This window comes from Halomonas sp. PBN3 (genome assembly GCF_000475415.1).
GTDB classification, from domain to species: Bacteria; Pseudomonadota; Gammaproteobacteria; order Pseudomonadales; family Halomonadaceae; genus Halomonas; species Halomonas shengliensis.
Genome location: NZ_AXCA01000221.1, coordinates 15,355 through 28,717, shown reverse-complemented (window position 1 = coordinate 28,717; position 13,363 = coordinate 15,355). Strand labels below are relative to the sequence as shown.

The following is a 13,363-nucleotide window of genomic DNA, read 5'->3' as shown; positions in this document are numbered from 1 at the left end:
CGCCGTGTCGGGGCTCAGGGTGGCGGTGCGCACCCTGTGTGACGTCACCGCCCGGGAGGGTGACCTGGACCACCGCTTCACCCCCTCGCCCACTGCCCGGGAGGGCCAGGAGGGGCATCGCGAGGTGGCGCGTCGCCGCGGTACCGGCTACCTGGCCGAGCTGCCGCTTTCCGGCGAGGTGGCGGGGCTTTCGGTGAGCGGGCGCGCCGACGGCTATGACCCGGCGGCCAACCGCCTGGAGGAGGTCAAGACCCATCGCGGCGAGCTTTCGCGGCTGGCCGCCAACCAGCGCGCCCTGCATCGCGCCCAGCTGCGCAGCTACGGCGCCCTGCTGTGCGCCGAGCGCGGGCTCGACGAGGTGGAGCTGGCGCTGGTCTACCTGGAGGTGGGCAGCGGCCGCGAGACGCGGGTGAGCGAGCGGGCCACGGCGTCCGAGCTGATGACGGAGCTCACCGAGCGCTGCATGCGCTATCGCGCCTGGGCCGAACGTGAGGCGCGTCACCGTGCTGCTCGCGACGCGGCCCTCGAGGCCCTCGCCTTCCCCTTCGACGACTTCCGCCCCGGCCAGCGCCCCCTGGCCGAGGCGTGCTACCGGGCCGCGGCCACCGGCCGGGTGCTGCTGGCCCAGGCGCCCACCGGCATCGGCAAGACCCTGGGTACCCTCTTCCCGCTGCTCAAGGCGATGCCGCGCCACGGCCTGGACCGCCTCGCCTTCCTGACCATGAAGACCCCGGGACGGCGGCTGGCGTTGGAGGCCCTGGCCCGCCTCGGCGCCGCGACCCCCTCCGGGGAGGGGGGCATGGCGCTGCGGGTGCTGGAGCTGACCGCCCGCGACAAGGCCTGCGAATACCCCGGGCGCGCCTGCCACGGCGAGGCCTGCCCCCTGGCAGCGGGCTTCTACGACCGGCTGCCGGCGGCGCGCGAGGCGGCCGCCGAGCGGCGCTGGCTCGACCGCGAGGCGCTGCGCGCGCTGGCCGCCGAGCACGGCGTCTGCCCCTACTACCTTGGCCAGGAGATGGCGCGCTGGAGCGACGTGACGGTGGGCGACGTCAACCACTGGTTCGATGACCACGCCCTGCTCCATGGGCTGGCCCGGGAGAATGGTTGGCGGGTCGGCCTGTTGGTGGACGAGGCCCACAACCTGGTGGGCCGGGCGCGCGGCATGTACAGCGTCAGCCTGCGCCAGCGCGACCTGGCGCGGCTGCGCCGTACCGCCCCGGCCGTGCTCAAGGCGCCGCTGGGGCGCCTGCAGCGGCACTGGCAGGCCCTGGTGCGCGAGGCGGGGCTTGGCGAGTCCGGCGCGCCGGGGCGCCCCGCCTGGCGGCGGCTGGAGGTGCTGCCCGAGGGCCTTCCCGGCGTGCTGCAGGGGCTCGCCGGGGCGCTCACCGAGGCGCTGGGCGAGCGCCCGGAGCTCGGCGTCGAGTGGCAGGAGCTGCTGTTCGAGACCCTGGCCTTCACGCGCCTGGCGGAGCGCTTCGGCGACCATAGCCTGTGCGAGCTGACCCGCGAGGGGCGGGGCAGGGCGCGGCTGGCGCTGCGCAACCTGATCCCGGCGGACTTCCTGGCCCCGCGCTTCGCCGCGGCCCACAGCACGGTGCTGTTCTCCGCCACCCTGGGGCCGCCGGACTACCAGCGCGACCTGTTGGGGCTGCCCACCGACAGCGTCTGGCGCGAGATGCCGTCCCCCTTCGCCGCCGACCAACTCGAGCTGCGCATCCGCGCCGACCTCTCCACCCGGCTGCGCGACCGCGAGGCGTCGCTTTCGCCCATCGGCGAGGCGATCGCCGCCCAGTACGCGCGCCGCCCCGGCCTCTACCTGGCCTTCTTCAGCAGCTTCGTCTACCTGGAGGCGGCGTTCGCCCGCTTCACCGCCAGTCATCCCGGGATCCCGGCCTGGGCCCAGCATCGCGGCATGGCCGAGCCCGAGCGCGACGCCTTCCTGGCCCGCTTCACCGAGGATGGCCGCGGCATCGGCTTCGCGGTGCTCGGCGGCGCCTTCGGCGAGGGGATCGACCTCCCCGGCGAGCGGCTGGTGGGGGCCTTCGTCGCCACCCTGGGGCTGCCGCCGGCCGACCCGGTCAACGAGGTGCTCAAGGCGCGCCTGCAGGCACGCTTCGGGCGCGGCGACGAGTACGCCTACCGGGTGCCGGGGCTGGTCAAGGTGGTACAGGCCGCCGGCCGCGTGATCCGCGGGCCCGAGGACCGCGGCACCCTGCTGCTGCTGGACGACCGCTTCGCCCGCCCCGAGGTGCGCCGGCAGCTGCCGGGGTGGTGGGGCGAGCCGGCCATCGAACCGACGCCGCTAGGGTGAGCGAGGCCTGTCGCGGTCGGGAGACGGTTGGTTCGCCGCCGGGGGCTGTGCTACCTATGGAGGGGCAAGGCATTCGAGGCAAACGGCAACAAGGAGGTGCAGGATGGGTATCGAAGTGACCGGGCTGCTCGGCCTGATCTGGCTGATCATCGTGATCTGGGCCATCGTCAAGGTGGCCAAGAGCTCGGCCGGTGGCCTGGCCAAGCTGATCTGGATCCTGGTGCTGCTGTTCTTCCCGCTGTTGGGGCTGATCGTGTGGTTTCTGTTCGGTCCCAAGGGGTAGCGATGCCCCCGGCGTGAGCCGTCGGACCAGCCTTCGGGCCACCCTCGGGTGGCCCGAAGGCGTTCAGGGGAGTGGATTGTCGCGGGGCTCGCCGCGGTCGCACTTCACGCACCGAAGTTCCAGGCCCAGGCGCGAGCGTCGCCCCGCCTCGCTGGTCACCCAGGGGCGCTCGACCCAGGGCGGCTGGTGGCGCACGTGCTGGTTATGGCCGCAGGCGAGCTCGGCCACCCAGTGCCCCTCCTCGTCACGGTGGTAGCCGACGATGGGCTGGCGCATGGCGCTCAACGGCGCCTGTCAAGCGCCCGGTAGTGGCCGGGAACGATCACGCGCTCGCTGTCCGGGCCGGTGCGCACGTGGGTGGGAACGTAGACGCGGGTGATGACACTCTTCTCCATGCGGGGACCTCCACTGCCACGCCTCGCGACGGCGAGGCACACCATCAGTGTGGCGCGGCGTCCCGGGTCCGACAATACCTCCGCCGGGCTATTCCCGGGGCTATCCCCGGGGTTATCCCGGGGAGCACGCTGTCGCCGGACACCGACGGGCAGGCGGCGGCCGCGTTTTCGGGTATCCTTCAGGAAATGGCGGTGCACCGCAGGGTGCGCCTTCCACCGACCCAGGGAGACGACGCGAGGATGGACGATAGCCTGCTGCCCCATGATCAGGACCACGTGCTGATCATCGAGGACGACCAGCGCCTGGCCGAGCTGACCCGGGACTACCTGGAGGCCAATGGCTTCCGGGTGACCCTGGAGGCCGATGGCGCCCGCGGGGTCGAGCGGATCCTCTCCCTGCAGCCCGACCTGGTGATCCTCGACCTGATGCTGCCGGGCGAGGATGGCCTGTCGATCTGCCGCCGGGTGCGCGACGACTATCCCGGGCCGATCCTGATGCTCACCGCGCGTACCGACGACATGGACCAGGTGCTGGGCCTGGAGATGGGCGCCGACGACTACGTGGCCAAGCCGGTGCAGCCGCGGGTGCTGCTGGCGCGCATGCGCGCCCTGCTGCGCCGCGCCGAGATCGGCGAGGGCAGCGGCGAGACCCGCCTCACCTTCGACACCCTGGAGATCGACAACGCCACCCGCGAGGCGTGGCTGGCCGGCGAGCGCATCGAGCTCACCAGCGCCGAGTTCGACCTGCTCTGGCTGCTGGCCAGCAACGCCGGCCGGGTGCTGACCCGCGAGGAGATCTTCTCCCAGCTGCGCGGCATCAAGTACGACGGCCAGGACCGCTCCATCGACGTGCGCGTGTCGCGCATCCGCCCCAAGATCGGCGACGACCCCAACCAGCCGCACCGCATCAAGACGGTGCGCAGCAAGGGCTACCTCTTCGTCAAGGACGGCTGAACCATGCGTCGGGTCCTCGCCGACAGCACCTTCCTGCGCGTCTACCTGCTGCTGGCGCTGGCCCTGCTGCTGACCTTCGGCCTGGCCCTGCTGGGCCTGGCGCTGGTCGACCAGGTGCGCCGCGAGGCGCACCGCGAGCAGCTCGCCGAGGCGCCCATGCGGCTGCTCGCCGCGCGCCTCGCCACCCTGCCTGCCAGCGCCCACGACGACTGGCTGGATGCCCAGAGCCGACGCCTGGACATGACCGCCGGCGTGCTGGCGCTGGACGAGGCGGCACCGGGCTACTTCGCCCGCCTGCGCCTGGAGCGGGGACGGGTGCTGGTCGAGCCTCGCGAGGAGACCGGCTGGCGGCTGCAGTCGCTGCTGCCCGGCGGCGAACGGCTGCTGCGGGTCGAGCTCACCAACCTCAGCGAGCACCAGCTGCGCGGGCTGACCGAGCTGCTCGGCGAGTGGCTGGCGGGCGTGCCCGCCGAGGCCCGCCAGGCCCGGCTCGAGCGCCTGGCGGAGGGGCGCCTGCCGATCCGCCTGCAGGAGGCGCCCCCCACCGGGCTCGACGACCACCAGCTGCGGCGCCTCTCCAACGGCGAGGTGGTGATCCAGCTGCTGCCCGGGCGCTGGTCGGTGGCCATCTACCTGGCGCTGCGCGAGCGCAGCGGCGACGCCAGCTGGCTGGTGGTGGGGCCGGTCTCCGCCTTCGAGCCGATGCCCGGCTCGCTGCAGCTGCTGCTGGTCCTGGTGCTGCTGGCGGTGCTGGGGGTGACCATCTACCTGATCGTGCGCGGGGTGGAGGCGCGCATGGTGCGCCTGGAGCAGGCCGCCTCGCGGATCGCCGCCGGGCGCCTGGACACCCGGGTCAAGGTGGAGAGCGCCGACTTCGTGGGGCGCCTGGGCATGGCGCTCAACGGCATGGCGGCCCAGGTGCAGTCGCTGCTGCGCGCCCAGCAGGACATGATCCGCGCCGTCTCCCACGAGCTGCGCACCCCGGTGGCACGCATCCGCTTCGCGGTGCAGATGGTCGAGGACATGACCACGGACCCGGGGGTGCGCCGGCAGCTGCAGGGGGTCGACGCCGATATCGAGGAGCTCGACGGCCTGATCGACGAGATCCTGACCTATGCCCGGCTGGGCAGCGAGGCGGTCGACGGCCGCGAGATGAACGCCGAGCAGGTCGACTGTCGCGACCTGGCACGCCGAGTCATCGAGGCGCTCAGCCCGCTCCACCCGCAGCTCACCCTGAGCCTGGCCGAGGGCAGCCAGGTGGAGGCGCTGGCCGAACCGCGCTACCTGCAGCGTGCCGTGCAGAACCTGGTGGCCAACGCCTGCCGCCACGCCCGCTCGCGGGTGAGGATCCGCGTCAGGGAGGAGCTCGCCCTGGTGCGCATCGACGTGGAGGACGATGGTCCCGGGGTGCCGGTGGCCGATCGCCAGACCGTCTTCAAGCCCTTCGCCCGCCTGGACGACAGCCGCACCCGCAGCTCCGGCGGCTACGGCCTGGGGCTCTCCATCGTGCAGAAGGTGATGAGCTGGCACGGCGGCAGCGTGGGGGTGGACGACAGCCCTGAGCTCGGCGGGGCCCGCTTCACCCTGTTGCTGCCGCGGCGGGGCGGCAGCGCCCCCCTCACGCCGGCCTGATGCCGTCCAGCACCGCGAAGGAGGTCTCTCGGGCGGTGCGCAGGAAGTCCTCCATCCAGGGGGCGCTGCGGGTCTCCTCGCGGATCGCCGCGAACAGCGTGCTCCATACTCCCTTCTCCCCCAGCGCCACCGCCTTGACGTAGTCGCGCTCCAGGTACTCGGTCAGCGCCCAGTTGGGCAGCGCGCAGACGCCGCGCCCGCTGGCCACCAGCTGCATCATCATGATGGTCAGCTCGGCGGTACGCACCTCCCGGGGCCTGACCCCCGCCGGGTCGAGGAACTGGGTGAAGACATCCAGCCGCGAGTGCTCCACCGGGTAGGTGATCAGGGTCTCCTCGGCCAGTTCCTCGGGAGTGACGAAGGGCTTGCCGGCCAGCGGGTGCTGGCGTGCCACCGCCAAGAGCCCCTCGTAGCGGAACAGCGGCTCGTAGTGCACCCCCGGCAACGGCTGGGGATCGGCGGTGATCACCAGGTCGAGCTGCTCGCGGGCCAGCGCCGGCAGCGGGTCGAAGTGGTGGCCGCCGGGGATGTCGATCTCCACCTCCGGCCAGTGGTCGCGGAAGTGATCCACCGTGGGCATCAGCCACTGGAAGCAGCTGTGGCACTCGATCGCCATGTGCAGACGCCCCTGCTCGTTGCCGGCCAGGCGCGCCAGGTCGCGCTCGGCCATGCGCACCAGGGGCAGCACCTGCTCGGCCAGGGTCAGCAGCCGCTGGCCGGCGCGGGTGAACTCCACCGGCCGGGTCTTGCGCACGAACAGCGGGCTGCCCAGGCGCTCCTCCAGGTCCTTGATCTGGTGGGAGAGGGCGGACTGGGTCAGGTGCACCCGCTCCGCCGCCTCCACCAGGGAGCCGGCGTCGCGCAGGGCGATCAGGGTACGGAGGTGTCGCAGCTCGAGCATGGGTGAGTCGCTTTCATTTTTAAGATTAGGAAGTTTAGTTTGATTCACTCCCTTTGGCCAGCCAGACTCCCCCGAATCGTTCATGCACAAAGGAGTTAATCATGACGTTGGCTCATGTTTCGGGCTATCCGCGCATCGGCGCCGACCGCGAGCTGAAGCACGCCGTGGAGGCCTACTGGCGCGGCGAGCTCGACCGCGAGGGGCTGGAGGCGGTGGGCCGCCAGCTGCGCGCCCGCCACTGGGACGCCCAGCGCGAGGCGGGGCTTGACCTGGTGACGGTGGGCGACTTCGCCTTCTACGACCAGGTGCTCGACCTTTCGGTCACCCTCGGGGCGGTGCCGCCACGCTTCGCCGCCGAGGCCGAGGTGGCCGCCGGCGAGGTGGATCTGGACACCGCCTTCCGCATGGCTCGGGGCCGGGCCCCCTCGGGGGCACCTGCCGCGGCCTGCGAGATGACCAAGTACTTCGATACCAACTACCACTACCTGGTGCCGGAGCTGCACGCGGGCCAGGCCTTCCGCCTGGCCTCGACGCGCCTGTTCGACCAGGTGGACGAGGCGCTGGCCGCCGGCCATCCGGTCAAGGTCACCCTGCTCGGCCCGCTGACCTGGCTGTGGCTCGGCAAGGAGAAGGGCGAGGTCCCCTTCGACCGGCTCTCGTTGCTGGACGCCCTGCTGCCGGTCTACGGCGAGCTCCTCGCCCGCCTGGCGGCCCAGGGGGTGGCCTGGGTACAGCTCGACGAGCCGGCGCTGGTGCAGGAGCTGCCGCCCGCCTGGCGGCAGGCCTATGAGGCCGCCTACAGCGTGCTTGCCCGCGCTCCGGTGAAGTTGCTGCTGGCCAGCTACTTCGGTGGCCTTGGCGACAACCTTGGGCTGGCCGCCTCGCTGCCCACCGACGGGCTGCACGTGGATGCCGTGCGTGCCCCCGGCGAGCTCGAGGCCGTGCTCGACCGCCTGCCCGCCTACAAGGTGCTCTCGGTGGGGGCGATCGACGGGCGCAACGTATGGCGCGCCGACCTGGCCCTGTGGCGCGAACGCCTGGCCGCGGCGCGCCTGCGCCTCGGCGAGCGGCTGTGGATCGCCCCTTCATGCTCGCTGCTGCACGTGCCGGTGGATCTGGCGCGGGAGACCGAACTGGATCCCGAGCTCAGGCGCTGGCTCGCCTTCGCCCGCCAGAAGCTCGACGAGACGGTGACCCTGGCGCGCCTGCTCGACGGCCGCGCCACCGCGGTCGACCACGAGCGGCTGGCGGATGCCACCGCGGCCCTGCAGGCCCGCCGCGACTCGACCCGCCTGCACCGTCCCGAGGTGGCCGACCGCCTGGCCGGGGTGGAGCCGACGGACCACGAGCGCGCCAGCCCCTACCCGCGGCGGGCCCTGGCCCAGCGCCGGGCCCTGGACCTGCCGCTCTTTCCCACCACGACCATCGGCTCCTTCCCCCAGACCGACGCCATCCGCGGGGCGCGGCGCGCCTTCAAGGCCGGCGAGCTCGACCGCGACGCCTACGAGGCGCGCATGGAGGAGGAGATCGCCCACGCCGTGGCGCGCCAGGAGGCGCTGGGTCTCGACATGCCGGTGCACGGCGAGGCGGAGCGCAACGACATGGTGGAGTACTTCGGCGAGCGGCTCGACGGCTACGCCTTCACCCGCTTCGGCTGGGTGCAGAGCTACGGCTCGCGCTGCGTCAAGCCGCCGGTGATCGTCGGTGACGTCAGCCGGCCGGGGCCGATGACGGTGCGCTGGAGCGAGTATGCCCAGTCGCTGACCGAGCGCCCCATGAAGGGCATGTTGACCGGCCCCGTGACCCTGCTGCAGTGGGCCTTCGTGCGCGACGACCAGCCCCGCGAGACCACCTGCCGCCAGATCGCCCTGGCCCTGCGTGACGAGGTGGCCGACCTCGAGGCCGCCGGCATCCGCGCCATCCAGATCGACGAGCCGGCCTTGCGCGAGGGGTTGCCGCTGCGGCGCAGCGAGTGGGCCGGCTACCTCGACTGGGCGGTCGCCTGCTTCCGCCTGGCCGCCTCGGGGGTGGGCGACGCGACCCAGATCCACACCCACATGTGCTATTCGGAGTTCAACGACATCATCGAGGCGATCGCCGCCCTGGATGCCGACGTCATCACCATCGAGACCTCGCGCTCGGACATGGAGCTGCTCGACGCCTTCCGCGACTTCGCCTACCCCAACGAGATCGGCCCCGGCGTCTACGACATCCACTCACCCAATGTGCCCGAGGTCGACGCGATGGTGAGGCTGCTGGCGCGGGCGGCCGAGCGCATCCCCGCCGAACGGCTGTGGGTCAACCCCGACTGCGGCCTCAAGACGCGTCGCTGGGAGGAGGTGGAACCGGCGCTGGCCAACATGGTGGCGGCCGCGCGCGAGCTGCGGCGACGCTTCGGCTGAGCGTGCCTGCAGCCATGCGGGGCTATCGCAGAGGGAAGCACCGCTCAAGGCTCTCCCGGCGACAGGCCTTCGAGGGGGCGCTGTGAACCCCTCCCTGGGCGCTACCGATGCCTTCCCTGGCATAGGACCCCCTCCACGACCTGTCCCCGGCGCCTTTCGCTATCGCCGCATGACTAACTGCGATTGCCCTGGGTGACATGGCCGGGTGGCGCCGGCGGGCGGCGGGAGCTGCTATGCTCGGGGCCATCGGAACCCGCTCATGCAAGGAGTCGCCATGTCCCGCCCGCTCGCCCCCGTCCTGTTCGGCGCCACCCTGCTGCTGGGGGGCTGTGCCAGCGCCCCCGCGCCGATCACCCCGACCGGCCAGGCCCCGCTGCTGCCCTCGACCCTCTTCCCCGGCGAGGCGGAGGCCTTCACCGCCTGGCGTTGCACCCCGGACCAGGCGCTGGTTACCGCCGCCGGCGAGGAGGAGCTGCGGCTGTGGTCGGCCCACGGCGCCTGGCGGCTGACCCCCGCCGTGGTGGCCAGCGGGGCGCGCTTCGAGCAGGGCGAGCTGAGCTTCTGGAACAAGGGGGAGGGGGCCGTGGTCGAGTCGCCTCGCGGACGGCTGGAGTGCCAGGCCCGCCTGCGCCGCCAGGCGCTGACCCGCGAGCAGCGCCCCGGGGTGATGTTCCACGCCCGGGGCAACGAGCCGGGCTGGATGGCGAGCCTCGCCCACGACCGGCCCGAGGTTACCCTGACCCTCGACTACGGCAGCCGCGAGCAGACCCTGCCCTATCGGGTGACGACCCTCGACAACGAGGCAGGGCGGGTGATCCTGGCCAGCGGGCGCGGCGACACCCCCTTCACGCTGCGCATCGAGGCCGGCGCCTGCCTCGACGACATGAGCGGCGAGCCCTTCCCGGCGCGGGTGACCCTCAGCGTCGACGGGGAGCAGTATCGGGGCTGTGGCCAGGGGATTGCGCCCTGATTTTCGTTTTTATCGAATATTGAAGGCGGATATTTGCGCTTTTCTTGGCAAATAATCCAACTATCATGGCGATCATCCTTCCATGTCTGATCCAAGGAGGTCGCCATGACCACTCGTGTCCTCGTGCTTACCGCTTCCATCCTCGCCGAGAACGGCCAGTCCAAGGGGCTGGCCGAGCACTTCATCGCCCGCGCCGCGTCCCGTGACGGCGTCGAGGTCACCCATCGCGACCTGGTGGCCGAGGAGCTGCCGCACCTGGGGCTGGCCGAGCTGGGCAGCTGGCAGGTGGCGGCCGAGGAGCGCAGCGACGAGCAGCGCGCGCTGGCCGCCCGCTCCGACGTCCTGCTCGCCGAGCTGCGCGGCCACGACGTCGTGGTGCTGGGGGTGCCGATGTACAACCTGGGGATCCCCAGCCAGCTCAAGGCGTGGTTCGACCGGGTGATGCGTGCCGGCGAGACCTTCCGCTACACCGAGAACGGCCCCCAGGGCCTGGTGGAGGGCAAGCGCGCGGTGATCCTGGCGGCCCGTGGCGGCCAGTACGCCGGCACCGAGAAGGACACCCAGACCCCTCACCTCAAGCTGATGCTGGGCATGATGGGGATCACCGAGGTGGACACCGTCTTCGCCGAGGGGCTCAACATGGGCGAGTCGCATCGCGAGGCGGCGCTCAAGGAGGCCCGCCAGGCCATCGATGGCCTGGTGGAGCGCCTGTAAGGCGACACCAGCCGAGCCACGGCAACGCAGCGGGGCGGCCCATGAGCCGCCCCGTTGCCGCCCCGTTGCTTGTGTTGCCCGGTGCTGGCTCAGCAGCCCTCGGGCGCCTCCCGCAGCCAGCCGGCGGCGACGAAGTCGCTGGTGCACAGTGCCGGGCTCGGGGTCAGGATGCGCCCGGCGAGGCGCGTCAGCGCCTCGCGGTTGCCGCGGGACGGCGCCGGGAGCTGGCGGGAGGTCGCCACCGGCCGCCATGCCTCCCCGTCGCGGATCGCCAGGTCGAAGGCGAAGGGGTGGAATCCCGGGAAGCCCAGGCGCAGGTCGGTGGCCACCAGGGTCTCCCGGCCGTCGATCTCACGGCTCTCGTAGCGCAGGAAGGGGCCGGCGAACCACGCCAGGCGCCGGCCGCGATCGGTTTCCAGTGCCGCCGCCTCGAGCTCGGCGCCGCGGCGGTAGGTCTCCACCGTTGGCGGGATGTCGCCGTCCAGCACGCCCACCAGCAGCTCGTGGTGGTCGTCACCCGCCACCACCGTGGCCCGCCACAGCAGGATGTTGAAGGGGGTGGGCTGGAGCAGTCGCGGGCTCGCCTCGAGGCCGCGCTCGGCCAGCACCGGTTCGAGACGCGCCTCCACCAGCTGCTTGGCGCCGAAGGCCAGCACCAGGTAGGCGCCCGCCAGCGCCAGCCCCCGGGCCGGGGCGCGCTGGCCGTTGCCGGTGACCAGGGCCACCCCGATCCCCACCAGCAGCGGCAGCGTGACCAGCGGGTCGATGATGAAGACGATGGGGTAGGCGGCGGGGCGCACGTCCAGCGGCCACCAGATCTGGGTGCCGTAGGTGGTCAGGGCGTCGAGCAGCGGGTGGGTGAGCAGGCAGAGGCCGAAGAAGGTCGCCCAGCGCCCCGCGGTGATGTCCCGGGCCGGGGCGAGGCGCCTCGCCAGCAGGGTGAGCAGCGCGGCCAGCCCCGTCAGCACGAACAGCGAGTGGGAGAAGCCGCGATGCTCGGTGACGTTGGCCACGGCGTCGCCGTAGTCGATCACCACGTCGAGGTCGGGGAGGGTGCCGAGCGCGGCGCCGATCAGCACGGCCTTGCGGCCCAGGCGGCGGCCGAGCACGGCGCCCCCCACCGCGGCGCCCAGCGCCGCCTGGGTCAGGGAATCCATGGTCGAGGTGTCCTCGTGGTCGGGGTCTGATCTGGGATGCCTGACGGCGGCGAGGGTTCCCCCGGCCGCCCGGCTGGCGGCATCAGCGGCGTGTCCAGGGCGGCGAGGCGGCGAGGATGCGCGCCTGCACCGGGCAGTCGTCGCGGTGGGCGCCGGGCAGGTAGCCGGTGCTCATCAGGAACTCGCCGACGATCTCCGGTCCGGTGAACTTGAAGGTGCGCTTGAAGAGCCTGACCCAGTCGGCGTGGGGCAGAGGATGGTGATGGTCGAGCCAGCCGCGGAAGCTGCCGTGGGCGTCGCGCAGGGTCTGGAGCACACCGGCGTTGTGGATCACCGCCTCGACCTTCAGACGATTGCGGATGATGCCGGGGTCGGCGAGCAGACGGGCGCGCTCGGCCTCGCCGTAGGCGGCCACCCGGTCGATATCGAAGCCCTCGAAGGCGCGCCGGAAGGCCTCGCGCTTCTTGAGCACGGTGAGCCAGGAGAGCCCCGCCTGGTTGATCTCGAGGGCCAGTCGCTCGAACAGGGCCTCGTCGCCCGCGACCGGGAAGCCGTACTCGTGGTCATGGTAGGGGCCATGAAACGGATGCCCCGGGGCCAGGTCACAGTAGTCGCTCATGCGGGGATCTCCCTGGCCATTCCGTTTCCCTCCTCTGCGGGTTTACACTGCCCGTCACGCTACACGATTCATGCCACACGACAGGGAGTTCGATATGCAGTACCTGCACACCATGGTGCGCGTCAGCGACCTGGACGCCTCGCTGCACTTCTACTGCGACCTGCTGGGCCTTCGCGAGGTCCGCCGCAAGGAGAACGACAAGGGGCGCTTCACCCTGGTCTTCCTCGCCGCCCCCGACGACGAGGGGCGCTCCGCGGAGCTCCAGGCCCCGGAGCTCGAGCTGACCTGGAACTGGGACCCCGAGGAGTACACCGGCGGGCGCAACTTCGGCCACCTGGCCTACCGGGTGGAGGACATCTACACCCTGTGCGAGAAGCTGCAGAACGCCGGGGTGACCATCAACCGGCCGCCCCGTGACGGCCACATGGCCTTCGTCAGGAGCCCCGACGGCATCTCCGTGGAGCTCCTGCAGAAGGGCGAGGCACAGCCGCCCCGCGAACCCTGGGCCTCCATGGAGAACACCGGCACATGGTAAGGGCAACACCACTGCGACTGCGCAAGGCCCGCCCGCTGCTGGTGCTGGCTGCCGCCGCCCTGCTGGCCGCCTGCGGAAGTCGCTCCCCGGCTCCCAGCGAGGACTCTTCCGGCGGCCTGGAGGGGCCGCTGGTGGAACAGCGCTGGAACCTGCTGCTGGTGGGCACCAGCGAGAGGCTCTCGATGCCAGAGACCCCCTGGTTCGAGATCGACCGCGATGGTCGCCTGGTGGGCAGCGACGGCTGCAACGAGATGCGTGGCCGGGTGCACCTCGGCGACAACCAGCGCATCGAGGTCAGCGAGCTTTCCACCACCCGGCGCGGCTGCCCGCAGCTGGAAGACGCCGCCCGCGTCACCGGGATGCTGGAGACCGCCTACCGCTACCTGATCGACCACGATCGGCTGGTGTTCTTCGGCCCCGACCAGCGGGTGCTGGGTGGCTGGCGCCAGGCCAACTGAGCCCCAGGCAATCGGGCACCTGAAACGACAGC

At 72.0% G+C, this 13,363-nt stretch carries 13 protein-coding genes; 9 read left to right on the top strand and 4 right to left on the bottom strand.

The annotated features are described in order from the left end of the window. Positions 1-4: 4 nt before the first annotated feature. A complete protein-coding gene (locus Q673_RS34755; RefSeq protein WP_152527161.1) occupies positions 5-2,311 on the top strand; it encodes a helicase C-terminal domain-containing protein in 2,307 nt (768 codons plus the stop codon). 103 nt (positions 2,312-2,414) lie between these two features. Beyond that, positions 2,415-2,594, top strand: a complete 180-nt coding sequence (locus Q673_RS34750; protein WP_023007429.1) for a PLDc N-terminal domain-containing protein — start codon at positions 2,415-2,417, stop codon at positions 2,592-2,594. 63 nt (positions 2,595-2,657) lie between these two features. Here Q673_RS34750 and Q673_RS34745 read toward each other — a convergent pair whose 3' ends face one another. Next, positions 2,658-2,870: a DUF3565 domain-containing protein gene (locus Q673_RS34745; RefSeq protein WP_023007428.1), complete on the bottom strand. Its 213-nt coding sequence runs from the start codon at positions 2,868-2,870 to the stop codon at positions 2,658-2,660. 359 nt (positions 2,871-3,229) lie between these two features. Here Q673_RS34745 and Q673_RS34740 point away from each other — a divergent pair, with 359 nt between their 5' ends. Continuing rightward, positions 3,230-3,943 carry a winged helix-turn-helix domain-containing protein gene (locus Q673_RS34740; RefSeq protein WP_023007426.1) on the top strand — a complete coding sequence of 238 codons (714 nt, stop codon included), beginning with the start codon at positions 3,230-3,232 and terminating at the stop codon, positions 3,941-3,943. A 3-nt stretch (positions 3,944-3,946) separates the two neighbouring features. Then, complete coding sequence (locus Q673_RS34735; protein ID WP_023007425.1) at positions 3,947-5,575, top strand: ATP-binding protein; 1,629 nt, start codon at positions 3,947-3,949, stop codon at positions 5,573-5,575. Here the strand turns inward: Q673_RS34735 and Q673_RS34730 are convergent. Then, on the bottom strand, positions 5,562-6,476 hold the full coding sequence (locus tag Q673_RS34730) for a LysR family transcriptional regulator (RefSeq protein ID WP_023007424.1): 915 nt from the start codon (positions 6,474-6,476) through the stop codon (positions 5,562-5,564). The two genes, Q673_RS34735 and Q673_RS34730, sit on opposite strands and share 14 nt — an antisense overlap. A 101-nt stretch (positions 6,477-6,577) precedes the next feature. On the opposite strand from Q673_RS34730, the gene metE reads away from it, so the two are divergent. From metE to Q673_RS34715, 3 genes are all read left to right on the top strand, one after another. Next, positions 6,578-8,878, top strand: coding sequence for a 5-methyltetrahydropteroyltriglutamate--homocysteine S-methyltransferase (metE, locus tag Q673_RS34725; protein ID WP_023007423.1), 2,301 nt, complete (start codon positions 6,578-6,580; stop codon positions 8,876-8,878). 274 nt (positions 8,879-9,152) lie between these two features. Beyond that, a complete protein-coding gene (locus Q673_RS34720; protein WP_023007422.1) occupies positions 9,153-9,848 on the top strand; it encodes a COG3650 family protein in 696 nt (231 codons plus the stop codon). Between the two features lie 105 nt (positions 9,849-9,953). Continuing rightward, complete coding sequence (locus Q673_RS34715; RefSeq protein ID WP_023007421.1) at positions 9,954-10,562, top strand: FMN-dependent NADH-azoreductase; 609 nt, start codon at positions 9,954-9,956, stop codon at positions 10,560-10,562. A gap of 89 nt (positions 10,563-10,651) precedes the next feature. Here Q673_RS34715 and Q673_RS34710 read toward each other — a convergent pair whose 3' ends face one another. Together Q673_RS34710 and Q673_RS34705 are read right to left on the bottom strand one after the other, a co-directional pair. Next, positions 10,652-11,719 carry a metal-dependent hydrolase gene (locus Q673_RS34710; protein ID WP_023007420.1) on the bottom strand — a complete coding sequence of 356 codons (1,068 nt, stop codon included), beginning with the start codon at positions 11,717-11,719 and terminating at the stop codon, positions 10,652-10,654. Between the two features lie 82 nt (positions 11,720-11,801). Then, positions 11,802-12,338, bottom strand: coding sequence for a DNA-3-methyladenine glycosylase I (locus tag Q673_RS34705; protein WP_023007419.1), 537 nt, complete (start codon positions 12,336-12,338; stop codon positions 11,802-11,804). Between the two features lie 94 nt (positions 12,339-12,432). Here Q673_RS34705 and Q673_RS34700 point away from each other — a divergent pair, with 94 nt between their 5' ends. Together Q673_RS34700 and Q673_RS34695 are read left to right on the top strand one after the other, a co-directional pair. Next, entirely contained in the window at positions 12,433-12,873 is a 441-nt protein-coding gene (locus Q673_RS34700; protein WP_023007418.1) for a VOC family protein, read from the top strand. After that, positions 12,867-13,331 (top strand): META domain-containing protein, encoded by a 465-nt coding sequence (locus tag Q673_RS34695; RefSeq protein ID WP_023007417.1) that lies wholly within the window; start codon positions 12,867-12,869, stop codon positions 13,329-13,331. Before Q673_RS34700 ends, Q673_RS34695 begins: the two co-directional genes overlap by 7 nt. The last annotated feature ends 32 nt before the right edge of the window (positions 13,332-13,363 follow it).